20 protein-coding genes are annotated in these 25,446 nt (G+C 71.5%); 7 read left to right on the forward strand and 13 right to left on the reverse strand.

Annotated elements, in window-relative coordinates; all coding sequences use genetic code 11:
- Position 1: 1 nt before the first annotated feature.
- Both EV192_RS32585 and EV192_RS54225 read right to left on the reverse strand, forming a co-directional pair.
- Positions 2-1,360, reverse strand: coding sequence for a PPE domain-containing protein (locus EV192_RS32585; protein WP_165960738.1), 1,359 nt, complete (start codon positions 1,358-1,360; stop codon positions 2-4).
- Entirely contained in the window at positions 1,354-1,734 is a 381-nt protein-coding gene (locus tag EV192_RS54225; protein ID WP_165960739.1) for a hypothetical protein, read from the reverse strand. Before EV192_RS54225 ends, EV192_RS32585 begins: the two co-directional genes overlap by 7 nt.
- Positions 1,735-1,928: 194 nt before the next feature.
- Here EV192_RS54225 and EV192_RS32590 point away from each other — a divergent pair, with 194 nt between their 5' ends.
- Entirely contained in the window at positions 1,929-2,774 is an 846-nt protein-coding gene (locus EV192_RS32590; protein ID WP_165960740.1) for a DUF4344 domain-containing metallopeptidase, read from the forward strand.
- 53 nt (positions 2,775-2,827) lie between these two features.
- Here the strand turns inward: EV192_RS32590 and EV192_RS32595 are convergent, their stop codons facing one another.
- The 6 genes from EV192_RS32595 to EV192_RS32620 all read right to left on the reverse strand — a co-directional run bounded on the left by EV192_RS32595 (position 2,828) and on the right by EV192_RS32620 (position 11,562).
- Entirely contained in the window at positions 2,828-3,922 is a 1,095-nt protein-coding gene (locus EV192_RS32595) for a DUF4436 family protein (RefSeq protein WP_132122278.1), read from the reverse strand.
- Positions 3,919-4,728: an AfsR/SARP family transcriptional regulator gene (locus EV192_RS32600; protein ID WP_132122280.1), complete on the reverse strand. Its 810-nt coding sequence runs from the start codon at positions 4,726-4,728 to the stop codon at positions 3,919-3,921. Before EV192_RS32600 ends, EV192_RS32595 begins: the two co-directional genes overlap by 4 nt.
- The gene (locus tag EV192_RS32605; RefSeq protein WP_132122282.1) at positions 4,729-5,181 is read right to left on the reverse strand and encodes a DUF4234 domain-containing protein; all 453 of its coding nucleotides are present in this window, start codon (positions 5,179-5,181) and stop codon (positions 4,729-4,731) included.
- Between the two features lie 42 nt (positions 5,182-5,223).
- Positions 5,224-5,757, reverse strand: coding sequence for a hypothetical protein (locus tag EV192_RS32610; RefSeq protein ID WP_132122284.1), 534 nt, complete (start codon positions 5,755-5,757; stop codon positions 5,224-5,226).
- 190 nt (positions 5,758-5,947) lie between these two features.
- Entirely contained in the window at positions 5,948-8,782 is a 2,835-nt protein-coding gene (locus EV192_RS32615) for a helix-turn-helix transcriptional regulator (protein ID WP_132122286.1), read from the reverse strand.
- On the reverse strand, positions 8,779-11,562 hold the full coding sequence (locus EV192_RS32620) for an ATP-binding protein (protein WP_132122289.1): 2,784 nt from the start codon (positions 11,560-11,562) through the stop codon (positions 8,779-8,781). Before EV192_RS32620 ends, EV192_RS32615 begins: the two co-directional genes overlap by 4 nt.
- A gap of 201 nt (positions 11,563-11,763) precedes the next feature.
- On the opposite strand from EV192_RS32620, the gene EV192_RS32625 reads away from it, so the two are divergent.
- Entirely contained in the window at positions 11,764-14,136 is a 2,373-nt protein-coding gene (locus EV192_RS32625) for an ATP-binding protein (protein ID WP_132122291.1), read from the forward strand.
- Between the two features lie 18 nt (positions 14,137-14,154).
- On the opposite strand, the gene EV192_RS32630 is transcribed toward EV192_RS32625, so the two are convergent.
- Complete coding sequence (locus EV192_RS32630; RefSeq protein ID WP_132122293.1) at positions 14,155-14,997, reverse strand: hypothetical protein; 843 nt, start codon at positions 14,995-14,997, stop codon at positions 14,155-14,157.
- Positions 14,994-15,515 carry a SigE family RNA polymerase sigma factor gene (locus EV192_RS32635; protein ID WP_132122295.1) on the reverse strand — a complete coding sequence of 174 codons (522 nt, stop codon included), beginning with the start codon at positions 15,513-15,515 and terminating at the stop codon, positions 14,994-14,996. The genes EV192_RS32630 and EV192_RS32635 overlap by 4 nt, the downstream gene beginning before the upstream one ends.
- Before the next feature lie 113 nt (positions 15,516-15,628).
- Here EV192_RS32635 and EV192_RS32640 point away from each other — a divergent pair, with 113 nt between their 5' ends.
- Complete coding sequence (locus EV192_RS32640; RefSeq protein ID WP_132122297.1) at positions 15,629-16,540, forward strand: SAM-dependent methyltransferase; 912 nt, start codon at positions 15,629-15,631, stop codon at positions 16,538-16,540.
- Here EV192_RS32640 and EV192_RS32645 read toward each other — a convergent pair.
- Entirely contained in the window at positions 16,513-17,958 is a 1,446-nt protein-coding gene (locus EV192_RS32645) for a carotenoid oxygenase family protein (RefSeq protein WP_165960741.1), read from the reverse strand. The genes EV192_RS32640 and EV192_RS32645 overlap by 28 nt on opposite strands.
- 93 nt (positions 17,959-18,051) lie before the next feature.
- Here EV192_RS32645 and EV192_RS32650 point away from each other — a divergent pair, with 93 nt between their 5' ends.
- A complete protein-coding gene (locus tag EV192_RS32650; protein ID WP_132122301.1) occupies positions 18,052-18,660 on the forward strand; it encodes a TetR/AcrR family transcriptional regulator in 609 nt (202 codons plus the stop codon).
- On the opposite strand, the gene EV192_RS32655 is transcribed toward EV192_RS32650, so the two are convergent.
- A complete protein-coding gene (locus tag EV192_RS32655; RefSeq protein WP_132122303.1) occupies positions 18,642-20,063 on the reverse strand; it encodes a DHA2 family efflux MFS transporter permease subunit in 1,422 nt (473 codons plus the stop codon). The genes EV192_RS32650 and EV192_RS32655 overlap by 19 nt on opposite strands.
- Before the next feature lie 91 nt (positions 20,064-20,154).
- Here EV192_RS32655 and EV192_RS32660 point away from each other — a divergent pair, with 91 nt between their 5' ends.
- Positions 20,155-20,709, forward strand: a complete 555-nt coding sequence (locus EV192_RS32660) for a TetR/AcrR family transcriptional regulator (protein ID WP_132122305.1) — start codon at positions 20,155-20,157, stop codon at positions 20,707-20,709.
- 75 nt (positions 20,710-20,784) lie between these two features.
- Here the strand turns inward: EV192_RS32660 and EV192_RS32665 are convergent, their stop codons facing one another.
- The gene (locus tag EV192_RS32665; protein ID WP_132122307.1) at positions 20,785-21,765 is read right to left on the reverse strand and encodes a Clp protease N-terminal domain-containing protein; all 981 of its coding nucleotides are present in this window, start codon (positions 21,763-21,765) and stop codon (positions 20,785-20,787) included.
- A 69-nt stretch (positions 21,766-21,834) separates the two neighbouring features.
- On the opposite strand from EV192_RS32665, the gene EV192_RS32670 reads away from it, so the two are divergent.
- Together EV192_RS32670 and EV192_RS32675 are read left to right on the forward strand one after the other, a co-directional pair.
- Entirely contained in the window at positions 21,835-22,194 is a 360-nt protein-coding gene (locus EV192_RS32670) for an excisionase (RefSeq protein ID WP_132122309.1), read from the forward strand.
- Between the two features lie 73 nt (positions 22,195-22,267).
- Positions 22,268-25,237 (forward strand): AfsR/SARP family transcriptional regulator, encoded by a 2,970-nt coding sequence (locus EV192_RS32675; RefSeq protein WP_165960742.1) that lies wholly within the window; start codon positions 22,268-22,270, stop codon positions 25,235-25,237.
- Positions 25,238-25,446 lie beyond the last annotated feature (209 nt).

The raw sequence follows: 25,446 nt of genomic DNA on the forward strand, positions 1-25,446 counted from the left end.
GCTACCGCCTCCGCTCGGGTGGACCGCCGATCACCGGCGGCGGGAGATGCTCGTCGTCGATCGCGAAGATGTTGTCGCCCTTGAGATAGCGGGCCACGGCGTGCTCGCGGTCCTCGTCGCCGCGGCCGGCGCCCGCGCCGCCCATCGGTCCGGTGCCCCCGGCGCCACCGTGTGTGCCGCCCCGGCTCGCCGACTGCCGTGCCACGTCCTCGGCGAACGGCGTGGCCGACGCGACGGGTCCCCGCCCCGCCTGGCCGGTGCTCTTGGCCGCTGCCTCGGCGGGCGGCGCGCTCGGACCGACAGTGGGTGCCGCCGAACGCGGTGCCTGGGCCGGCTCGGGTGCCGGCCACACCGAACCGCCACCCGGTGGAGCCGCTTGTGCCGCAGGAGGAACGACTTGCGGCAGCGGATACCGGTCGGGCGTCGGAACGGGGCCGGGCACACCTGGCGGCACAGTTGACGGCATGGTCGGCGGCACGACCTGGCTCGGCGCGGTGACCGGCGGCGGAGAATACGGCGGGGAGTAGGGCAGCGCAGCCGATGGCGGTGGGGAGTATGGCGGCACAATCGGTTGCGGCGGCCCATATGTCGGCCCATGTGACGGCCCATATGTCGGCACTGTCGCACCGTGGCTGGGCGGCGGGGTGGGAGCCGCGCCGGGAACCACTGGTTGAGCGGCGGGGGGATACCCAGTGGACGGTCCCGGCGCGGCGGCTGGTGGGGCGCTCGGCTCGCGATGCGGCCCGAAGCCGGGGTCGAGCCGCGTCATCGTCAGCGCGTCCGGGCCGTCGGGAGCGGCCACCTCGCCGGGGAGATGGAACCGCGGCGTGTCGTCGTCGATTTCCCGCGCACGCGTGGAAACCTCGTTCATCACCCGTACGGCCTGCTCGTGCGCGGCGCTGGCGCGGTCACTCCGAGCGCGCACGTCGTCGAGCGCTTTGACCAAGCCGGCGAAGCCGCCGGTGGTGAAACCCTGCCGCAGCAACTCGTCGGCGTTGAAGTCGTCCGGCTCAGGCATGCTGCGCTTGGCCATCTCCGCGGCGTCACCGAGCGCCGCGACGCGGTCGCCCAACTCGCTCGCGGTGACCGCGGCGCTCCGCCCCCATCCAGCCAGGTCGAGGGTGGCCGCACGGGCCGCCTCGGCCGCGGGGCCCTGCCAGCCGGACTCCGACGCGGTGATCCGGCTGGCCAGGTCGTCGCTGGCGTCGGCCAACTCCGCGCCGAGGTCGGTCCACTCCCGGGCCAGCTCGGCCGCCTGGGCCGGCTCGTTGCCGGCGTGCACCAGGTCGTAGAGCTCGCGGTGGGTGAACGCGGCCCAGTTCACGGGCTCGCCGAGGACCCGGTCGGCGGGGCTCACCACGGCCGGATCCGGATCATCGCGGCCGCGCCGGCCTCGTCGGTCTCCCGGTGGTACCGGATGGCCGCACCGACCTGGCGGTGCGCGTCGAGCAACGTCTGGTGGTACTTGTCCAGCACGGCCAGCAACGACCGCGGGTCGCCGTCGGCGCGGCGCTGGAACTTGTCCGCCATGGCCTGGGCGACCTGGTGCGACCCGAGCGGCGCGCGGCGGGCCATCGCCCGCGCCTTGGCACGCATGGTGTCCACAGTTTCGGTCTGTGCCCACAGCGCTTCCTGGAGTCGCTGGGCGGCCTCGCCGTCCAACCACACCTCACCGGAATCCACGCCGGGCACCACTTCCGCCCGCGGCTGCGCGGTGCCGTCATCCTCGTACAACGAAGCCCCCTCGACTCACCGGGCTGACGCCTCGACGCTAGGCCGTCCGGCCGATGCGGACCAGGCAGAACGACCGGCAGAAGTAGCTTTCTTCCGGTTCGCGGTTTATCCGGCGTGGATCGGCCATTGAATTCCGAAGGTTACCGTCGGGGAGTTTTCGTCAGCACGTTTTCGAAACAGGGGAATGCAAGTCCGTGAAACTCTCGCGCATTATCGCCGGAACCGTCGCCATCGCGGCGGCGACCACTTTGGCCGCCTGCGGTTCCGACGCCAAGAAGCCCGACGCCGCACCCAAGCCGGCGGCGGCCAGCCCGAGCGCGACCACCGGTGGGAGCGGTGGTGGCGGCAAGTTCGTGGTCAAGTACGAGGAGCCGGCGAACCCGGCACTGAAGCCGATCGAGCAGCTGCTGAAGACCAACCAGGTGTACGAGAAGGGCGCGAAGGAAATGTCCGACCTGGTCAAGCTGGACCAGGACGTGCCGGTGATCGCCAAGGAGTGCGGCGAGGAGAACGCCTTCTGGGACCCGCAGAAAAAAGAGGTCCAGATGTGCTACGAGATGGCGCTGAAGCTGCAGACCGTGTTCGACGCGGACGCCGACAAGCAGACGCCGACCGAGCAGAACGTGGTGGGCGGGATGACCGCGATCCTGTTCCACGAGTTCGGCCACGGCTTCGCCAGCCTGTTCGACCTGCCGATCACCGGCAAGGAGGACGACGCGGTGGACCAGTTCTCCGCGGTGATCCTGACCATGGGCGAGGAGCCCCGGCACAAGATGGTGCAGGACGTCGCGAAGGTGTGGGGCCTGTTCGCCAAGGACGAGAAGGAGCTCTCCGCCGCCGCGTTCGCCGGTGAGCACTCGCTGAACGCCCAGCGCTCGTACAACTTCCTGTGCTGGATGTACGGGTCGGCCCCGGAGAAGTTCCAGGACGTGGTGGCGTCCGGTTCGCTGCCCGAGTCGCGCGCCGAACGCTGCCCTTCGGAGTACCAGAAGATGGCCGGCTCGTGGGTCAAGCTCCTGCAGCCGCACCTGAAGGGCTGACGAACGTCGCCGGTTGTGTCCACTCGGGACACAACCGGCGACGGGGGTTCGGCTCAGCGCGGTGGCAGGCGCTCGGTGGTGGACGGACCGGCCGCCCAGGACGGATCGACCCGCTGGGGCCAGTTCTGCGGGTACTGGCCGGTGGCCTGCATCGGCTGACCGATCGGGGCCGGCAGGCCGTGCGGCGGGGAGTGCGGCGGGAAACCGTGCTGGACCGGCTGTGGGCCCGGCGGGGCCAGCTGCGGGGTCGGCTGCGGCTCCGGTGCCGGCGGCTCCTTGGTTTCCTCCTCCTTCCTGCCCTCCACCCGGTATCCGAAGAGGACGGTCGAGATCAGCGAGATCGCGATGACGCACTCCACGATGAAGAACGCGCAGAAGTCGATCACCGAACCGATCGGCGGCGCCCCCGGCACGGCGTTGCGCAACGGCACGAGCGCGAACAGCAGGGTCGCCATCAGGCCGACAGCCGGCCACAGCAGGCCGCGCCGGCCGTGCGTGGTGAACCAGGCGGCGAGCACCGCGGCGACGCTCAAGCCCCACATCAGCACCATCACGAACACCGCGAACAGCGTGGTCCCCGTCGACCGGTTCGCGGTCGCGGTGAAGGTCACGACGTTGCCATCGCCGGCCGCCTCACTCGGCTTGATCTTGAAGAACGAGTCGATGTTCGCCAGCGTCACCGAGACGGGCAGCGGCTGCGCGCCCTGCGTCGCGTCGAAGCCGAAGGTGACCTTGTAGCGGTCGAACGGGTAGTCGGTGACGGTGCCCTCGCCCAACGGCACCTTGATGTCCGCCGCGCTGACTGTCTTGCCCGCCTTGAAGGACAGCGTGTCGCCCTTCGTCGCGAGGGCCGACACGGTGAAGTCGTGCTTGGGGAAGCCCGACTCGTCGGCCAGCCGTCCCATCGGGTGCACGAACACCTGCGCCGCCAGCTCCTGGGTGGCGGCGTCCACCTTCTGCACCCACACTTCGATGTCCACCCGGTCGGGGTTCTGCGTGTCCCCGAGGGTCGTCGCGGTCTGCCCCGCGCTGCGCTCCCCCAGGTACATCCACAGCCCGCCCGCGGTGACCAGCACGACGGCGACCGCGATGATCGCCGCCTTCACCACCCGCGCCGGGCCGCGCCCGGTCGTGGTCCTCGAGTTCATCTCACCATTCCATCCACAGTGGTCATCAGGGTTTCGCAGTCGGCGGTGAGGATCCGCCGATGCAGGTCGCGCAGCCGGGGACCCGGGTCGATGCCGAGCCGGTCGTCCAGCACCCGCCGGGTGCGCGTGTAGGCGGCCAGCGCCTCGGCCTGCCGGCCGGCGGAGTACAACGCCACCATCAGCAGTTCGGTCAGCCGCTCGCGCAGCGGGTACTCCGCGACCAACGCGAACAGTTCGGCGCCGGCCTCGTCGTACCGGCCGGCCGCGAGGTCCAGCTCGATCCGCAGCTCCATCGCGGAGCGGCCGCGCTCGGACATGGCCAGCCGCCGGCCCGCGGCGAACGGGCCGGGGATGTCGACCATCGGCTCGCCCCGCCACAGTCGGAGCGCCTGCTGCACGGCTCGGCACGCCACGTCCAGGTCGCCGGCCATCCGCGCGGTGCGGGCCTGGCCCAGCAGGCGCTCGAACAGGTCGAGGTCGGTGGCGTCCCGGCCGGTCCGCAGGGCGTACCCGTCTCCGATGGAGACGAGCACCGTGCGCGAACGACGGTCGACCTTGGCCGGTTCGAGCAGATGCCGCAGGCGCGACACATAGGTGCGTACCGCGCCCAGAGCGGTACGCGGGGGCTCCTCACCCCAAACGCCGTCAATGAGCTCGTCCGCGGAGACCGGGCACCCGCGCCGCAACAGCAGCGCGACGAGCACGGCGCGCTGCTGCCGGGTACCCAGGTCGAGCTCGGTACCCGCGCGCCAGGCGCGCACGGGCCCGAGCACCGCGAACCGGAGCCGGTCGGGTGCGTGGTCCACTCAGGACTGTCCGTGCAGCGGAACCGGGGTGCCCGCCGGCACTCCGTCCCGGTCCACGATCTTGTTCAGCTCGGTCTGGTAGTACATGATGCCCAGGCCGAACACGAACACCAGCAGCGTGCCGACGACCGGACTGCAGGTCTCCTCCAAGCCGGCCCGGCGCTGCGCGTAACGGATGCGCTCACCGGTCTTGTAGAGCGTGGCGATGGCGCCGATCACGGTCCAGCCGAGGAGGATGAGGACCAGCAAGGGACCGGCGACCGGCGCGTCGGGCTTGCGGTGGTACTCGGCCATCTCCTTGTGGATCTTGTAGTACCACACCAGCTCGTAGATCCCGAGGGTGATCAGCGGCAGACCCAGCCACACGGCCAGCGGGTTGCGCCGGCGCATCGCGAGGCCCGTGGTGCTCGGTTGGGCCGCCTGTTGGAACTGTCCGACGGATTCGTAGGTCATGTTCTCGACTTTCCTTTCGTGGTGGGAAGTTTTCGCGCGGGACTATTGCCCGTCGAGCTTCTTGCAGTTGGCCGCCTTGTTCCTGGCGTCGGCGAGGTCGCTGGCGACCTTGGTGTCCTTGGCGTCGGCGGCGGACTTCTTGATGGCGTCCAACTCGTTGGCCGCCGCGGTGATGTCGGCGGTGAACTTCTCGGCGGTGGGGTCCGCGGCCTCGGCGAGGCTCTTCGCGTGCTGCGCGCTGGTCCTGGCCTTGGCGTAGACCTCGGACTCGGCGGAGACCAGCTTGGCGGAGTCCGCGTGCGGGCCGCTCTTCAGGCCGTCCAGGTCCTTGACCGCCTTGTCCAGCGCGGAAACGCGGGCACCGGCGAACTCCACCAGGCCCTTCTTCAACGCGGCCGGGTCCGACTGGTCCAGCGTGGGCGCCTTGGCCAGCGCGTCGCGGACCTCGATGCTGACCCCACACACCCGGTCCGCCCACGCCACCGTCTTCTCCTCGTCGGCCGACGAGGAGCAGCCCGCGAGCACGACAGCGACACCGACGACGGACACACCGGTCATGGCGAGGCGATGCCTCATGAGAACTCCTAGGGAATTAGCGAAATCGCGCTCTTTTCAGAACAGCGCGATGCGGCGCGACATCGCGCCGCCATCAATCTCGAACCGGCGATGACGTTAGGCCGGCGAGTGGGCGGAGACCAGGAAGAAGAACCGGCAGAAGTGGACAAAGCCACTTCTGCCGGCCACTGTGGACTACCGGGCTGGGGAACTACCGCTCGGCCAGCGCGGCGGGCAGGGCGCGACGGCCGTCGATGCCGAGTTTTCGGTACGTGACTGTGAGATGATGTTCCACCGTGCGAAGGGTGAGGAACAGCTCCTCGGCTATCTCGCGGTTGCTCGCGCCGGCGGCGGCCCGTTCGGCGATCCTGCGCTCCTGCGCGGTCAACGCGTCCGCGCCGAACCTCGGCGCGTTCGGCCGGCGCCCGCCGATCCGCTCCAGCGCCGCGGCCGAGTATTCGGCCAGCCGGGTCGAGCCGTACTCGTCGGCCAGTCGGTTCGCCTCGGCGAGCGCGGTCCGCGCGTCACCCCGCCGGCCTGCGCGGTGATGCGCGAGTCCCATGTGGAACAGTGAGTACGCGTGGATGAGCCGCATCGGCGTGTTCTCCAGTACCGACACGGACTCGGCCAGCGTGTCGGCGTCCCGGGTGACCTGTCCCATCACCCGCAGCGCCATACCGACCGCCCGCGGGGCGCCCCACGCGCGCGCCGCGTCGAGCTCCTCGGCGGCCAGCCGGGTGGCCTCGTCGGTCCGGCCCAACCGGTAGGCCACCATCGCGGCCCGGCTCCGCCAGGCGATCTCGGCCGGGTTCAGCACGTCGTGCTCGGCCAGCCGCCGGCCGCACTCCAGGAAGTCGGCCAGCGCGGCGTCGAGCTCGCCGCGCTCCGCCCGGACCAGACCACGGCCGTACCACAGCCAGTTCGCGAAGTACGTCGACTGCCACACCTCCGGCGGCCCCGCCGCCGCCATGACCCGTTCCGCCGACGCGATATCGCCCCGCTCGATGTGGGCGCGGACCAGGTACCCCTCCCACCCGGACGGCAGCGGCGACCCGCCCAGCATGCCGTCGCGGATGTCGACGGCCGCCTGCGCCTCGCCGGTGGCGTCCGCCAACCGGCCGGCGTGGAACGCGACCACGCTGCGGAACGCGTGCCCGACCTCAGCGAACAACGGCTGGCCGAGCACCGGCGCGCCGGCCATCATGACGTCGCAGAACTCGCTGGCCGAGTCGAACTCGTCGGCCCGGTACAACGCGATCGCGCCGAACATGTGGGCCACCAGGCCGGGCACGGTATGCGCCGGCACCGCCTCGCGGGCCAGCAGCGCCAACCGCACCACCTCCTCGCGGGAGCGGCCCAGGCTGGACAGGTGGTGCGCGGTCAGCACCGCGGCCATCAGCGCGGAACCCGGGTAGGGCGCGGCGATCTCCCGCAGCCGCGCCAACCGGTCCGCCTGCGGAAAACCCGGAATGCCGACGCCGGCGGCGACCGCGAACGCCTGCAGCGCGGAGACCAGCTCCGGGGCCGGCCCGGCGAGCGCCGCGCTGGCCCGGTCGAGCACGTCGCACGCCATCGACCAGGTTCCGTTGGTGGCACTGGCAATCGTGAGATCCGTGGCCATCCGCATCACGAACTCCGGGTCCGGCGCCAGTTCCGGGGGCAGGTCGTGGGCGCCGTCGAACGCCTCGCCCAGATGCTCGACCGAGGCGCGGACGTCGATGCCCAGCTCCGAACGTCCCAGCTCGGCGAGCACGCCGAGGCGAACCCCCTCGCCGGGGCGCTCGGCCAGCGCACGCTCCAGGTACCGGACCGCCGGCTCCGCGGCGCCGCGCCGCATCGCGATCCGGGCGGCCGCGCGCAGGGAGTCGACCGCCCACGGCTCGCCGATCACGTCGCACACCAGCAGATGCGCGGAGACCTGTTCGGCGACCCGCTCGGCCGGCCCGCGCGCGGTCAGTGTCCGGGCGGCCAGCGCATGCGCGGCACGGCGCTGGCTCGGTCCGATCTCGCTGTCCACCGCGGCGCGCACGATGGAGTGCACGAACCGCAGCGGACTCCCGTGACGCAGAACTCCCAGGCGTGTCAACGTGTCCGCCGCGCGCGCGGCGACGTCCGGCGCGAGCCCGGCGAGCGTGGCGACCAGCGGTAGGTCCGCGCCGTCGTCCAGGATCGCCACCGCGCGCGCGACCGCCACGCAGTCCTTGGCACCGCCCGGTTCGGCGCGCCGCAACCGGGTGAGCACCCAACGCGACACCCGCTGCGGGCTGAACTCGGTCAGCTCGGCGATCGCCTCGCGGGTCGGCTGCGTGCCGCGCTCGTCGAGGCTGGTCATCAGCTCGCGGAGGAGGAACGGGTTGCCGCCGGTCACCCGCTGGCAGGCGGCGACGAAGGCGGGCTCCGGCTCGCGGGCGAAGACCGCGTGCGCGAACGCGGCCACGTCCGCCTCCGCCAGGCCGGCAACGTCTACTATGGACAGACGGCGGGCCAGTTTCCCGACCAGTTTCTCCTCGGTCCCCCACATTCCCGTGGTACGCGCGACCATCAGCGACACCGGCACGTCGTCCGCCGCGCCGGCCAGATAGGCGAACCCGCGCAACGACGCCGCGTCCGCCCACTGCACGTCGTCCACCACGAGCACCAGCGGCGCCTGCTCGGCCAGTCGCACCACCAGCCAGTACAGGCCGCGCAGCACCGCGAAAGGCGCGTCGGCCGGCACGCCGGCCCATGGCCACACCACGGCGGCGGCGGGGGCCACGACGCCGCCGAACAGCTCTGCCCGCGCCGGTTCGGACAGCTCGGCGACCACCGGCTGGAGGAGCTGGCGCACCAGGCCGAAGGCGTAGTCCTGCTCAAGCGGATGCGCCTGCGCCCGCAGCACCCGGTAGCCCCGCCCGGCGGCCAGTTCCGCGGCCTGGCCCAGCAACGCCGTCTTGCCGGCGCCCGGGGTGCCCTCGAACATCAGGTACGCCGGGGTGCTGGTGGACAGCGCCGTGTCGACGACCGCAAGTTGGTCGTCGCGGCCGAACAACGCGTAGTCGTCCGTCACGGGATCGTCCGCAGGACGGCGGTGAGCTGGTCCCTGCCGTCCACGCCGAGAGTCCGGTAGGCGCTGGTGAGATGGTGCTCGACCGTGCGCAGCGTCAGGTAAAGGCGCTCGGCGATCTGCCGGTTGCTCGCCCCTTCCGCGGCCAGCTCAGCGATCTTCCGTTGCTGCGCGGTCAACGCGTCGACACCCGTGCGCACCGCCCGGGGCCGGCGCCCGCCGGTACGGGTGATGGCCGCGCCGGCACTCTCGACCAACGCGTCGGCACCGCACTCCGCGGCCAGCCGGTATGCCTGGTGCAGCCGGGTTCTGGCCTCCTCCCGCTGACCACGCTCGTGCAGCGCGACGCCGAGCCGGAACAAGGAGTAGGCGTAGGGCAGGCGGGCCGGTGCCTCGGCGAGCACCTCGACGGACTCCACCAGCAGGTCGAGGTCGTCCCGGATGACGCCCAACGCCCGCAACGCGATCCCGACCGGCCGGGGCGCGCCCCAGTCCCGGGCCAATGCCAGCTCCTCCTCGGCCAACCGCACGGCGTCCTCGCGCTGACCCAGCGCGTGATGGGCGAGCGCGGCCCGCGAACGCCATTCCGACGCGGCCGGGTTACGCACCCCGACGGCGGTGAGGACCTGGCCGTACTGAAGCTGGTCGGCGAGGGCGCCGGTGGCGTCCCCGTCCCGCAACCGGAGCCGGCCTCGCGTGCTGAGCATGGCGAACGCTTCCGGGGTCGTCGGGCCGTCCTCGGTCAGGCCGTGTTCGGCGAACATCCGCAGCGCCGCGTCCGGACCGCCTTGTTCCACATAGGACTCGGCGAGCTCCATGAAGATGTCCGGGTGCAGGTCCTCGCCGCTGATCGACTCCTGGATCTCGCGGGCCACCTGGAGCTCCTCCAGCGTGTCGGTCAGCCGGCCGTCCTGGAAGGCGATGCGCGCCAGCACGTAGCGCCCCCACTGCCCGGCGGCGGGCAGCCCGCTCAGCCGGGTGAACCCGATCATCTCCTCCGCCGTGCGTCGGGCGTCGTCCAGCCGGTCGGCGAAACAGAAGACGCCGGCGACCATGCCGAGCGCCGCCACGCAGAACAGGTCCCGTGGCGGACCGAGCTCGGCCGATTCGGTGGCCAACGCCACCGCCTCGGCCCGGGACCCGCCGACCAGGGCGGTGTGCATGGCCAGCGCGGCCGCCGCCCGGCGCCGGATCTCCAGCGGCACGCTCGCGTCGTGCAACCGCCGCGCCCGGCCGATCCGGTCCTCGGAGAACAGGCTGTGCCCGACCATCAGGCTGGTCCCCTCAAGCCGCGTCACCAGCTCGGCGTGTGCGGGACCCAGCCGCGCGAGGCCACGGTTCAGCACCTGCGCCGCGCCGGCGTGGTCGCCGCGCTGAGCGATGCCGGACGACAGCTTCGCGGCGATGTCCGCGGCCAGCTGGGGCTCGGTCGCGCGGTCGAACGCCTCGGTGAGGTGATCGACCGCGGCGGGCAGGTCGACCGACAGCTCGGCGTTGCCCAGCTCGGTGAGCACCTCCAGGCGGCGGACGTCGTCCAACGGCTCGCGCATCGCCCGCCGGAGGTAGGTGGTCGCGGCATCGGGCGCACCGCGATGGGCGGCCGTGCGTGCGGCGGCCTGCAGCACATCGACGGCCCATGGCGCGTCGCTCGGGTCGGCGGCCAGCAGGTGTGCGGCGATCTGCTCGGTCGGCCGGTTCTGGTCGTGCAGCAGGCCGGCGGTCCGCCCGTGCGCGGCCCGGCGTTCGGCCGGGTCGAGCACGAGGCTCACCGCGTTGCGCACGATGGAGTGCGCGAACCGCAGCGGATGCGCGCCGGTGAGCAGCCGCATCGCGATCAGCGCGTCGGCGGACTCGGCGGCCTGTTCCAGCGGCATGCCGGCCAGCGCGGCGGCGGTGGACAGGTCGGTGCCGTCGCCGAGCACGGCCACCGCCTTGGCCAGCTCGACCGCGGCCGGCGAGCTGCGCCGCATCCGCGCGAGCACCCAGTCCGAGACGGTGCGCGGAGCGAGCCGGGCCAGCCGGCCGGCGATGGCGTCGGTGGGCGCCATGCCCTCGGCCGCCATCGTGGTGACCAGCTCACGCAGCAGGAACGGGTTGCCGTCGGTGGCCTGGTGCGCGGCGGCCACGAAGCCGGGCTCCGCCACCCGGCCGAACAGGTCCGCGACCAGCTCGGCGACCTGGCCGAGGTCCAGGCCGGTGACCGGGACGTCGGTGATCGTGTCGGCCAGCTCGGCCAGCAGGTCCGGGTCGGTGCCGGGTTCCGCGGTGTTCCGGCTGGCCGCCAGCACCACCGGGATCCCGTCGCAGCGCCGGGCCATGTACAGCAGCCAGCGCAGGGACGCGGTGTCCGCCCACTGCAGGTCGTCCACGGCCAGCAGGAGCGGTTGCTGTTCGGCCAGTCGCGCGGTCAGCCAGTACAGGGCGTGCAGCACGGCGAACGTGTCGGTGTCGTCGCCGGCCTCCTGCCAGACCACCTGGGCCGCGGCCCCGGCCAGGTCGGCCAGTACGGCGGTGCGTTGTGTCTCGGGCATCGCGGTGAGTAGCGGCTGGAACAGCTGACGGACTACGCCGAACGCGAAATCCCGTTCGAGCGGGTGTGCCTGGGCCCACACCGCCCGCACACCGGACTCCTCGGCCAGCGCGACGGTGGCCCGGAGCAGCGCGGTCTTGCCGACTCCCGGCGGACCGCTGTAGCTCAGCTGCGCGGTGCCCGACGACACCAGCCCGCGCGCCGTGGCCAGGTGTTTCTCGCGCCCGACCAGGGCGTGGTTGTTATCGAGCATGGTGGTGGCTCCCCCCGACGTCTGAATTCATTCGCCCTTCGTCCAGTCCTTCGCTGTCGTTACGGTGGGTGGACCACGCGCTAGTCCATTTAAGTATTGCGGTCCCTCCCGCGACGCAACGACCAGGTCCGATCGTGACGCTATGTGACGCGGCGCCCCTGGGGGACGGAGGCGTCGGACCTGACAGCCTAAGGGGACACGATGTTCGGGGGGCCGGATGACAACGATGGCAATGGCTCGTTCGGGGCACTGGTGCTGCGCCACCGGCGCACGGCGGAGCTCACCCAGGAGGAACTCGCCGCCGCGGCTCAGCTGAGCGTGCGGGCGATCAGCGACATCGAGCGCGGCCGGGCCCGTGGGCCACAGCAGCGCTCGGTCGAGGCGCTGGCCGACGCCCTGCGGCTGGCGGGTCAGGACCGCGAGGGGTTCGTGGACACCGCGCGGCGGGGCCGGCGGCGCAGCCCGCGCCGGCCCGAACCGTGGTTCCCACCGCCGGCCGACGGGTGCGACCTGGTCGGCCGGGACACCGAGCTGGCGTGCCTGCGCCGGCTCGCCGAGCAGGCGATCAGCGCCGAGCTGCCGGCCGGCGCGATGGCGGCCATCTCCGGGCTGCCCGGGGTCGGCAAGAGCAGCCTGGCCGGTGTGGCGGCCGGCCGGCTCGGCGCGCTGTTCCCGGACGGCATGCTGCACTTGGACCTGCACGGGGTCGACGAGCCGCTGGACCCCGACCATGGCCTCGGCCGCCTGCTGCGGCTGCTCGGGGTGCCCGACGCCGAACTGCCGTCCACCTACGACGAGCGCGTCGCGCGGTACCGGTCGCTGGTGCGACACCGGCGCGTGCTGGTCGTGCTGGACGACGCCGCCAGCGAGGCACAGGTGCGCCCGCTGCTGCCCGGCGCGCCCGGCAGCCTGACCCTGGTCACCAGCCGTCAGGCGCTGGCCGGGCTGGACGCCGCCCACCGGATGGTGCTCGACGTGCTCGAACCGGACCACGCGGTCGCCCTGCTGACCCGCGTCGTCGGTGCGCCGCGGGTGGCCGCGGAGCAGCAGGCGGCCAGGGAGATCGCCGCGTTGTGCGGGTACCTGCCGCTGGCCTTGCGGGTCGCCAGCAACCGGCTGGCCAGCCGGCCGGAGTGGACCGTGCGGCACCTGGCCGGCCGGCTCAGCGACCAGCAGCGCCGGCTGAGCATGCTGACCGCGGGCGACGTGCAGGTGCGCGCCGCGTTCGAGCTGTCGTACCGCCAGCTCGACCAGCGCACCCGCGAGGCGTTTCGCCGGCTGGCGCTGGTCCCGGGGCCGGACTTCACCGTGCCGCTGGCCGCGGTGCTCGGCGAGGTGGACGAGTCGCACGCCGAGCAGACCGTCGAGCTGTTGGTCGACGCCAGCCTGCTGCACCCCGCGGCCGGCGGCGGGAGGTACCGGTTCCACGCGCTGACCCGCGCGTTCGCCGGGGAGCGGCTGGCCGAAGAGGAGCTCGCGGCCGAGCGGGAGGCGGCTGCCGCCCGGCTCAACGGCTGGATGCTGCGCACCGCGAGCCGGGCCGGGCAGCTGCTCGACGCCCGCCGGCCGGCCGCCGCGGACGACAGCGAGCCGGTGCCGTTCCGGACCGCCACCGAGGCCGAGGCGTGGCTGGAGGCGGAGCTGGGCAGCTGGATCCCGGCCATCCGGGACGTGACCAGCCTGCGCCGGCCCGAGGACATCGCCGCGATCGCCCGCGCGCTGTGCTGGTACGCCAACGCGGGCACCCCGCCGATGGATGTGCACCAGGCCTTCGAGTACGCGCTGAGCACGTGCCGGACCATCGCGTACGGGCACGACGACGCCGTGTTGCTGACGTTCCTCGGCTGGACGCTCTACTACCGGCTGGGCCGGCCGTGGCTGCGCGCCTCCACCCCGGCCGTGGAGCGGCGGCGCGGCTGGGACGAGGCGTGGGTGGACTTCCACACCGCCGGACTCATGATCAACATGGGTGACCCGGACGGTGCCGTCGACCACAGCCACCGGGCGATCGCCGGCTTCCGGGAGACGGACTGCGAGCTGGGCGTGGCCGTCGCCCGCGGCGGGCTGGCCGCCGCGTTGGCCGCGCAGGGCCGGGCCGAGCAGGCGCTCGACGTGCAGCGGGCCAACCTGGCGTACTACCGCGGGGCCGGGGCGGGGCCAGATGCCGTGCTCGGCGCCACCGGCAGCGCGTTCACCCTGATGTGTATCGGCCAGCTACAGGCCGAACTGGGCCTGTGGTCCGAGGCCCTGAACGCTTACACGGACGCGGCCGACCTGCTGAACGGTGTCGGCAACCACTGGGCGGAGGGGCGCGCCCGGCTCGGGCAGGGCTTGGCGCACCGGCGGCTGGGCCGGCCGGAGACGGCCCACGACTGCCTGTGGCGCGCCAACGCCCTGCTGGTCGCGGTCGACGACCGGTACTCGCAGGCGCGGGTGCTCAACGAGCTCGCGCTGGCCTGCGACGAGCTGCGTGACCCGGCTGCCGACGAGCACCGGCAACGCGCGTCGTGGCTGGGCAACCAACTCGACCCGCCCAGCGCCACGCACCTGCGCGGCATGACCCCAGCCTGGTGACCGCCGCTGGATGAGCCGTCAGTCGAGTTTGAACGCTGGGTTGAGCGCCAGCGCGGACAACTGCTCGATGGTCATCGGGTTGTCGCCCAGGCCGGGCAGTGTGGTGTGCGAGACCTTCGTGTTCTGCGCGGCCACGACGAGCGTGCCGTCCGGGTATCGGTAGGCCACGACCTGCGAGATCCGGTCGTCGGGCGAGTCACGCACGACGCCGATCTGCTTGCCCTGCACGGTGTTCAGGGTGCAGGCGCCTTTGTTGGTCCACCACTCGGTGGCGGCCTGGCACAGGTCGGTGTCAGCGTCGTTGCCCGGGGTGAGGACTTCGACGTACACCTTCCCGGTGCCGGCATTCGGGGCGGCCTTGCGCACGACCGCGACGTCGACGGTGTACCGCCACACCTCCACGTTGCCGTGCTTGCCGTCGAACGCTGCCTGGGTGTGCGCGAGCGGCAGCGGATCACTGCCGCCGGACTGTTGGGCGGTGGCGCGCGTGTCGAGGGCCAGGGTGTCGGGCAGTGCGGCGACGAGCGCGTCGTGCACCACGTTGCCGCGTTCGGCGCGGGGCCCGTTGCGGGCGGTGCGGTCGGTCTGCCCGTTCGGCCAGGACGTCTTGGTGTCCTGGCTGGCCGACGGTGGTGGGGCGGCGACCTGCAGGGATTGGCCCTCGCCAGGGCTCAGGGCGAGCACCACGGTGGTGGCGACCGCGATCACTGTGGCGCCGGCGCCGATGCCGGCCCAGGTGGCGCGGCGGCGCCGGTGGGCGCGGCGGGCGGCGTCAAGCGCCGAGTTGGGGTTCATCGACGGCGGGGGGCTGCTGGCCACCATCACGTCGCGCAGGCCGTCACACAGTTCCTGCTCGTTCATCGGGCAGTCCTCTTTCGGTCGAAAGGCACAGGTGACTCGACGGTGGTGAGCAGGTCGCGCAGCGTCTGCAGCCCCCGCGCGGCCTGGCTTTTCACCGTCCCGGTCGAACATTTCAGGAGGGCCGCGGTCTGCTCGACCGACAGGTCCTCCCAGTAACGCAGCACGAGCACGGCGCGTTGGCCGGGCGGGACCCGGGTCAACGCGTCGAGCAGCACCATCCGGTCCTCCGGCCCGATGTCGCTGACCGGTGTGTCGGTGAGCTGCTCGCCGGTCTTCTCCTTGCGGAACCAGCCGAGGCGCCGTTCGGACAGGAACGTCCGGACCAGGGTCTGCCGGGCGTACCCGTCGAGCGCCTCGTGCCGGGTGATCCGCCGCCAGGCCAGGTACAGCTTGGCGAACGTCACCTGCACGAGGTCCTCAGCGCGATGCCAGTCGCCGCACAGCAGGTACGCGGTGCGGCGCAAGGCATCGGACCGCTTCGCGAAGTAGTCCGCGAACGCGGTGTCCCGATCCGTCATAGATCCTCCGGGCTCCTGCTTTTCGGTACCGCAGTAATCACGCCCGCGGCACCGCGCCAGGTTGCACGAGCGGGACAATCACCACCCAAGTCCACCGAAAGACAAGGCAGCACATGGCTTCCACCAGGCACGACGGCGACACCTGGGACGTGGCGTCCAGCGTCGGCGCGACCGCCACCATGGCCGCGGCGGCCCGGGCGATAGCGACCCGCGCGGATCGTTCGCTCATCGACGACCCGTTCGCCGAACCGCTCGTCCGTGCGGTCGGCGTCGACCTCCTCACCCAGCTGGCGACCGGCGAAGTGCCCCCCGGCGACTTGGTCGAGCAGGTGTGGATCGACGTGGCCAAGGTGCGTACCAAGTTCTACGACGAGTTCTTCCTCGACGCGACGAACGCGGGCATCACGCAGGCCGTGATCCTGGCCTCGGGGCTGGATTCCCGCGCGTACCGGCTGCCCTGGCCGACCGGGACCGTGGTGTACGAGCTCGACCAGCCGCAGGTCATCGACTTCAAGACCCGCACGCTGGCCGGGTTGGGCGCCGCGCCCACCGCCGACCGGAAGGTGGTCGCGGTCGATCTGCGCGAGGATTGGCCCGCCGCACTGCGCACCGCCGGGTTCGACCCGGCCCAGCCGGCCGCGTGGAGCGCCGAGGGGCTGCTGGGCTACCTGCCGCCCGAGGCGCAGGACCGCCTGCTGGACACCATCACCGAACTCAGCGCGCCGGGCAGCCGGGTAGCCACCGAAAGCAGGCCCAACCCGCGACCGGGCGACGAGGACAGGACGAAGAAACGCCTGGACCGCATCTCCGAACACTGGCGCGCGCACAGTTTCGACACCGACATGACGAGGCTGCGATATTTCGGTGAGCGCAACGAAGCGGCTCCCTACCTGGCCGACCGAGGCTGGGCGCTGACCGGAATCACCATCCGGGACCTGTTCGCCGCCAACGACCTTCCGCCCCTCACGGACGACGACATCCGCATGGGCGACATGCGCTATGTCAGCGGCGTCCGGAGCAGGTGATCCGTGGACTGCTGGATCCATTGTCCGTGGAAGGTGTAGCCGAGACTTTCCGGGACGGGGAGGGTGCAGACGGGTCCGTCGGCGACGGAGTGCGCGGTGAAGATGACGATGCTCGTGCTGCCGGCGGTGAAGTCGTTCTCGTAGGCGATGAGCCAGCCTTGGTCGTCGAGTACGCCAGGATCGCGGGGGACGAAGACGGGCTCGCTGACGAGGTGGCCGGGGCCGAAGTCGTGGATGTCGGCCTCGCCGCGCTCAGTGTCGTAGCGAGCGACTGCGGTCAGTGCCAGGCCTGCCGAGACGTTGCCTGCGGCGGCACCGTAGACGTCGCGGTGGGCTGTGGTGGAGCGGCGAAGGTCGATGGTGGGCCATTCCAGTGGCAGCCCGTGGACTTGGTGGGAGTCAACCTTGCCGGCGGGGTCGACGCGGTAGCGCCAGAGGCGGCCGATGGGGAAACAGGCCGGGTCGGTGAGGTGGCTCATGCTGGCGATGGCTTCGTGCATGACGGTCCAGGACCGGAAGCGGACCAGATCGAAGACGATGTTGTCGCCGTCGTCGTAGGCGCCGGCGAAGTGCCACTGGAACCACGGGTCGGCCTCGACGACGCGGAACGGGCCGCCCGCGCGGGGGATGAGCAGGATGCGGGTGGCCTCGTCGCCGTGCCACTGCATCGCCTGGAACGGCGCGAGGCGACCGGAGGCCACGGCGGCCAGGTCGACGATGACCGGGCCGAGGCAGAACACCAGGTGTGTGGCGGTCATCGCGAAGTCGTGGACCATGTACCGGCGGGGCAGCCTGATCGACCGCAGATGCTCGGTCGGCCCGCCCCGCCGGCTGCGATAGATCTCCAACCGGGGACGGGGACCGTAGACGCAGCCGAAGTTCCACAGCTCCGCGGTGTCGGGGTCCCAGCACGGGTGGGCCGAGTAGGGCCGGCCCAACCGGCTGCCGAGCGGGCCTGCCGGCCGCAGCGCCTGGTCGAGGTCGCAGCGGCCGAGGGTGTCGAGCGTGCCGGTCTCCAACTGCCACGGCTCGTCGCCTTCCCAGAGCGCCAGCAGCCGGCCGTCGATCATGGTCACGGAGGTGTTGGCCTGGGAGGCCGGTAGGCGCAGCACGTTGCGCAGCCGACCGCCGGCGGCGTTGGCCCCGGCCAGGCGGACCGGGGGGCCGTCCGGATCGCGGGCATCGAGGGCCGCCCGGTAGGAGGGCGTCCGGACGTAGCGGGACCGGACGCGCACCGGCTTGCCTGGTGTGAACGTCACGGCGCTGACCAAGCCGTCTCCGTCGATGCCGTAGTCGGACAGGTGGTTGCCCGCGCCGTTGCGGTACAGGGTTCCGGCCAGGCCTTCCGGAACGGTCCCCTGGCTGGGGTGTAACTCGGCGTCGACCTCCTGGGCCCAGCCACCGCGCCGCAGATCCATGGCAACCCCCAATGTAATCAGTGCACACATTGATGTGAGCACTGATTACATCCGCTGTCGGGTCGGGTGTCAAGGTGTGGTACGACTGGCGGCGTGAACACCCGGCCCTATCACCACGGATCCCTGCCGGAGACGCTGGTCGCGCACGCCACCGAACTGTTGGACGAGGCGGGCGCCGAGGCGGTGGTCGTCCGGGAGGTGGCCCGCCGGGCAGGTGTGTCGCCCGCCGCGCCGTTCCGGCACTTCCCCGACCGGGCCGCGCTGCTGGCCGCGGTCACCGAGGCGGTCGCGGCGGAGTTCGGCGAGATCCAGCTGGCGGCGGTGAACTCGGCCGACTCGGTCCCGTTCAGGGCACTGGGTACGGCGTTCGTGCGGTACGCGCTGGCCTACCCGCACCGGTTCGCGCTGCTGCGCGGCGCCGTGTTCGGCGCGGACCGCACGCCCGCTCTGGAGCAGGGGCATCGCGCCTTCACGGACAGCGTCATCGAAATGATCGTCGCCGGGCAGCGGCGCGGCGAGTTGCGGCAGGCCGATCCCGAACTGATCAGAATCGCCGCGCAGGCACTGGTGTACGGCCTGTCCCAGATGTTCGTCGACGACTACCTGGACGTCGCCCAGGCCGACCAGCTGATCAACCAGGTCGTCGACCTGTTCGGCCTGGGCGTCCTCGCACCCGACAACGGTCAGCGCGCCGACACCTGACCTGGCGTGCGCCCCAGCCAGAGGGCGAGCACCCCGCCGACGGCGATGATGGCCGCGCCGACCTGGAGTGCCGGCACCAGCCCGGCCACGAACGCCGACCGGTCGCCGTAACCGCCGTACGCGCTGAACACCGAGGCGAGCACGGCGACACCGACGGCCACGCCGAGCTCACGAACCGTGTTGTTCGTGCCGGACGCGACACCGTGCTCGTGCTGCGGCACGCTCGCCAAGGACACGGCACTCACCGGCGCGAACGTCAGGCCCATCCCGATACCGGCGAGCACCAGCGGCACGACCATCGCGGCGTACGCGACGTCCACCGTGGTGACCAGCGCGATCCAGCCGAGCCCGGCGGCCAGTAGGACCTGGCCGGTGACGATCAGGACGCGCCCGCCGACCCGGCCGACCAGCACCCCGGCCAGCGGCGCGACCACCATCGGCGCCATCGTCCACGGCAGGGTGCGCAGGCCGGCGTCCAGCGGGCTGAGGCCCTGCACCACCTGGAAGAACTGGGCGAGCAGGAACACCGCGCCGAACGCGCCGACGTTGAACGTGAGCGTCACCGTGTTGACCACGGAGAAGGCGCGGACGCGGAACAGCCGTAGCGGCAGCATCGGCGCGGGTGCCCTGCGTTCCCAGACGACGAACGTGACGAGGAGGACGCCGCCCACAGCCAGGGCGACGAGCACCGAGGTCGAGGTCCAGCCGTGCTCCGAACCGTGGATGACGCCCCACACCAGGGCCAGCACGCCGGCGGCGGACAGCACCAGCCCCAGCGGGTCCAGCCGGGTCACGCCGCCGCGCGACTCGCGGAGCACCGCCGCGGCCACTGGCACGGCGATCAGCCCGATCGGCACGTTCAGCCAGAAGATCCAGGTCCAGTCCAGTCCCTCGGCCACCGCGCCGCCGACCACCGGGCCGACCGCGACGCCGAGTCCGCCGATCCCACTCCAGATGCCGACGGCGGCGTTGCGCATCCGAGCGGGCACGGCGGCGGCGAGGAGGGTGAGCGACAGCGGGAACACGGCCGCTCCGGCCACGCCCTGTACCGCTCTGGCCGTGGTCAGCATCCACGGCTCAGTCGCCAGCGCGCACGCCGCGGAGGCCGCGGTGAACACGGCGATGCCGACCAGGAACACCCGGCGGCGGCCAAGCCGGTCTCCCAGGGAGGACGCGGTGAGCAGCAACGCCGCGAAGGACAGCGTGTAGGCGTTGACGAACCACTGCAGGTCGCTCAGCGAGGCGCCCAACTTGGTCCTGATCACCGGCAACGCCGTGGTCACCACGAGGTTGTCCAGCGTGACCATGAACATCGGGATGCCGACCGCGACGAGCACCGCGGCCAGTGATCGGTGCCGGACTGGCGAGTCCAGGCGAGGCGGGGCGGCGTCCAGGGCGGTCATCCGAGCTCCTTAGTTGTTATTCACTGATAACTACAGAAGTTAGTTATCGACTGATAACATGTCAAGAAACGCACGTCAGGAGGCCCATCCGATGACCAGGACCCGGCTGACCGCCGCGGAGCGCAGCGAGCAGCTCGTGTCCGCGGCCATCACGGCGTTCTCCGTCGCCGGCTACGCGGGCACCACCACCGACGACGTGGCCCGGCTCGCCGACGTCTCGCAGCCGTATGTCATCCGGCTGTTCGGATCCAAGCGACAGCTGTTCATCGCCGGGATGGAGCGCGCGACCGACCGGATCGAGGAGGCCTTCCGCGCCGCCGGCACGGACCTGGCCGGCCTCGGCTCGGCCTACGACCAGCTGCTGGCCGAGCGGGAACTGCTGAGCATGCTGCTGCACGGCTTCGCGGCCAGCTCCGACCCGGTGATCGGCGCGGTCGTGCGGGACCGGTTCGGCCGGATCTACCGGCTGGTCAAGGAACTCACCGGGGTCACGGTCGAGCAGGCCCGCGACTTCGTCGCCACCGGGATGCTGCTCACCGTCCTGGGCTCGCTGCGCGTCCTCGGACCCGACGCGGTGCCGGCCGAACCGTGGATGACCGAGCTCACCGGCTCGATCTGGGACTCCCCGACCGATCCCCAGGACTGAGCCGGGCTGGACGGGCGGCGCGGACCCGGGAGCCCGCGCCGAACGCCCGTGATCGCCAGCCTGCCTGTCGGTCGATCAGCCGGCTCGCCGGAGCCGGGGCGCGAGCACCTTGCGTACCACCTTGGCCACCTTGCTGGCGGCGGATCCGCCGGCTTCTTCGGGTTCCGGTTCCAGCACCCGCTGCAGCTGCAGGAGCAGCTGGTTGGTCGACCGCCAGAGCGGGACGAACATGCCGGCGACCGGCCCGACGCCGTGGATCGCGCCGTCAGCCAGGTCGGTGACCTTCTTGGCGATCGCGACCGTTGCCGGGTCCCGCAGGATCAGGTGCACCTCACCGTCGACCAGCCGGATCTCCATCTTGCGCGCGGCGGTCTCCTCCGGGTTCGCGTCCGTGGTCGTCTCCGGATCCAGTTCGTCGATCTTGTCGGCGACCGCGTCCGGGTCGACCCCGAGTTCGCGCAGCACCCTGGCCGCCATGCTGTTCTCCGCCCGCAGCATCGCCTCAAGCAGGTGATGGCTACCGACCGGGGCGCCACCGGCCAGCGCGCTGGCGGTGGCCACGGTGTCCTCGGTGGCGGGTGTGCCGGCCGGCCATGGGCTGGCCGCCGGGACGTCCTGCGGTCCAGCCACTGACACCAGCACCGCGGCACGGATCTTGCTGATCGGCGTGATCCGCTCGGCAAGCACCTTCGCGGCGACGCTCTCATCGTCCTTGACCAGGGCGAGCAGGATGTGTTCGGTACCGATGTAGTTGTGGTGCAGCTGCGTCGCCTCGCGCAGGGCCAGCTCCAGCGTCTTCTTCGCGCGTGGCGTGAACGGGATGTGGCCGGTCAGCTCCGCCGTGCCGGGCTCGACCGCCGCGGCGACGTCGAGCCGCGCCGTCTCCTTGTCGTACCCGAGCTGGTGCAGGACTTTCGCCGCCACGCCGTCCTGCGCGTCGAACAGCCCCAACAGGATGTGCTCCGTGCCGATGTGGCTGTGTTTGAGCAGCCTCGCCTCCTCCTGGGCCATGACGACCACGTGGCGGGCTTTCACCGTGAACTTTTCGAAGGGCATGGTTCCATGGTGGCAACCATGTCAATACACTGCTATTGATAGGGTCACGGTGGTGATGGGAGGGTGTGGGTGGAGACACCGTCGGACTGGGAGGACCGGCTCGCGCGCTGGCGCACCGAGCTGGAGCTGTTCGAGCAGCTGGACGAGACACCCTGGGTCACGCTGGCCAAGGCGGAAGCCGAGACCGGCGTGTCCCGCTCGGCCCTGCGGTCGTGGTACCGCAACGGCGAGATCAAGTCCCGGCTGGTGGACGGCCCGAATGGGCCGCAGCGGCTGGTCCAGCTGGACGCGGTGATCGAGCGCGCCGCGGCGTCCCCGCGCATTCAGCGCAGGGCGGAACGCGAAGTCAGCCTGGAAGCCCAGGTCACCCTGCTCCGGCACCGGGTGGACCAGCTTGAGCTGCGGCTGGCGGCGTTGGAGCGGAAGTGACCGACGCGACTGCCGGTCGGCCCCGCCGGCAGCTCTCCGACAGTCACACTGTCCGCGGGGGTAGGTGATCACGGTGGAATTCGAGGTTCTCGGTCCGGTGGCGGTCCGGCTGGACGCTCAGCAGGCGACGCTGGGTGGGCGTCTGCAGCGCGTCCTGCTCGGCGTCCTGCTTTCGTGCGCCAACCGATCGGTCTCGGTCGACGCGCTGACGGACGCGTTGTGGGATGGCAGGCCGGACCCGCGGGCCACCCAGAAGCTCCAGCTACACGTGCACAAGTTGCGACGGATGTTGGACGATCCCGGTCGGCTGTCGTTCGGTCCGGGCGGCTACCGGCTGCGGGTGCTGCCGGGCGAACTCGACGCCGAACGGTTCGAATGCCTGGTCAGCGAAGCCATTGGGGTCGCCACCCAGGATCCGGGGCGCTGTGCCGACCTGATCCGCAAGGCGCTGGGCATGTGGCGCGCTGACCCGTACGACGGCTTGGACGTGCCGATCCTCGCCGGTGAGGTGCGGCGGCTGACCGAGCGCAGGCTGACCGCCGTCGAGGAGCTGTACCAGGCCGAGTTGGCCCGCGGGCAGCACGCCGCCGTCGTCCCGGAACTGACTGATCTGGTTGGCGAGCATCCGATGCGGGAACGGTTGCACGCGTTGCTGATGATCGCGCTGTACCAAGGCGGGCGACGGGCGGAGGCGTTGGCGGTCTACCGCAACGCCCGCGCCACGATGATCGGCGAACTCGGTCTCGAACCGGGTCCCGAGCTGCGCGCGGTCGAACAGCGGATCCTGGCAGGCGAGCCCGTCACGTTCGGTGGCGCGGCGCCGGAGCAGCGGGCGCCCGCCCAGCTACCGCACCACGTCCGGGACTTCGTCGGCCGGGACGCCGAACTGTCCGAACTGGACGATCTGGTGCTGGCGGGTTCCGCGCCGATCGTGGCGGTGGCCGGCACGGCCGGGGTGGGCAAGACGACGTTGGTGGTGCGGTGGGCACATCGGATGCGCGAGCGGTTCCCGGACGGCCAGTTGTACGTCGACCTGCGTGGCTACGGACCGCAGCGGCCGGGGACCCCGGACGAGGCCCTGGCCGGGTTCCTGCGGGCGCTCGGTGTGCCGGGTACCGGGATCCCGCCCGACCTCGCGGAGCGGGCGGCCCGGTTTCGCACGCTCGTGGCCGGCAAGCGGATGCTGCTCGTCCTGGACAACGCCCACACTGTCGACCAGGTGCGTCCACTGTTGCCCGGGACGCCGTCCTGCTTGGTGCTGGTGACCAGCAGGGACTCCCTGGCTGGACTCGTGGCGCGCGAAGGTGCCCGCCGGATCGACCTTGGCCGGCTCGCGGCGGCGGAAGGGTTCGCCCTGTTGCGTGCCGTCATCGGCGAACGGGTGGACGCCGATCCCGAAGCGACTGCCGTGCTGGTCGACCGCTGTGCGCGCCTTCCGTTGGCGTTGCGGGTCGCCGCCGAGTTGATCAGAGCGCGACGGGGCAGGGGTGTCGCCGATCTGGTGGCCGAACTCGCCGACGAGCAAGGCAGGCTTGATCTGTTCGATGCCGGTGGCGATCAACAGACCGCGGTCCGCGCGGTGTTCTCCTGGTCGTACCGGCACCTGCCGCCGGACGCCGCCCTCCTGTTCAGGTTGTTCGCCTTGGGGCCAGGCCAGGACACCGAACCGGACGCGCTTGCCGTGATGGGGGCCAAGGGTTTGCGGGAAACCCGGCGATCGCTCGACGTCCTGCTGCGCGCTCACCTCGTGGAGGAAGTGTCAGGCGGTCGTTATCAGCTCCACGACCTGCTTCGGGTCTACGCCACGGAACTGGCGGAGTCCACGGACCCCAAGACCGGGCGGGACGCCGCCCTGACTCGTCTACTCGACTGGTACCTGTACACCGCCGGCCGTGCGATGGACCTGGTCTCGCCCCATGAATCCGGCCGCCCGCAGGTCTCCGCGCCAGCCGCTGCCACGCCGGAGTTCTCCAGCTACGACAACGCTTTGCGGTGGCTCGACGCCGAACGCGTGAACCTGCTCATGGCGGCGAACCTCGGCCGGTCCGACTACACGTCCCGGATCTCGCCGATCCTGTGGCGCTATCTGGACAACGCCGGATACAACGACGACGCGTTGACCCTGCACACGCTCGCGCTCGCCGTGGCGGAGCAGCAAGGCGATCCTGACGCCCAGGGAGTCGCACTCAGGCGACTCGGGATCACCCATATGCGGCTCTGGCAGAACGACAGCGCGACTCGTTGCTTCGAACGGGCGTTGGTGTTGCACGAATCGGCCGGGAACCGGGCACCGCTGGTGGCCGTGTTGAACAATCTCGGCCTCATGCACGCGATTTCCAGCGGGTTTCGCGACGCGGTGCGCCACTATGAGCAGGCCCTGGACATTCAGCGGGAGCTGGGCGACTACACGTTCTCGGCCGCCATCCTGAGCAATCTCGGGGATGTCCACCGGGAGTTGGGCGACTACGGGCAAGCGGCGCGGTGCCTCGACCAAGCCCTTGCCATCACTCAGGAAACCGCCGATCGAATGGCTGAGGCGGTCACGTTGTGCCACCTCGCCGGGCTGGCGGAGGACCTCGGGCGTTACGACGAAGCGCTCGACTACCTGCGCCAAGCGTTGGCTGCCGCGACGGCGTTGGGCAGCCACCTGGTCGAAGGCGATGCCAGGTATCAGTTGGGCACAGTGAGCCGTCGTCTCGGTGCGGACGACCGGGCCGTCGAGTACCTCAACGAAGCCTTGAAGTCCGCCGAAGTCACCGGAAATCGCCGGCTCACCGCGCGAGTGTTCAACGGACTGGCCGAAATCCGCCGCTCGAACGGCAGCCCGGCCGAGGCCGTCCGGCACCACACGGACGCCCTCGCCATCGCCTTGGCGACAGGTTCACGCTACGAGCAGGCTCGCGCCGAGGCCGGTCTCGGCTATGCCTGTCACGACCTTGGCCGGGCGGCCGAGGCACGCGACCATTGGCAACGCGCCCTCGCCATCTTCACCGACCTCGGCGTGCCGGCGGCCACGGCCGTCGCCGCGGCCCTCGGCAAGTGAGAGGAAAGCAGCGGGAAAGCTCCCTTCGTCACCGTCGTGGACCTGCGAGCCGCCCAGCCAGTCCACAAGGAACGCGTCGGCGGTCGGCACCGCCGATGCCCGCGGGCCCCGGTCTTCGGCCAAGCCCCGAACTAGTGGTTGCGACCGCCGGACCGTGCACGATCGGCCGAACGGACTAACTGTGGCTTTCTTGCAAGATTGCGTGTCGT

This window comes from Actinocrispum wychmicini (assembly GCF_004345645.1).
Lineage (GTDB): Bacteria > Actinomycetota > Actinomycetes > Mycobacteriales > Pseudonocardiaceae > Kibdelosporangium > Kibdelosporangium wychmicini.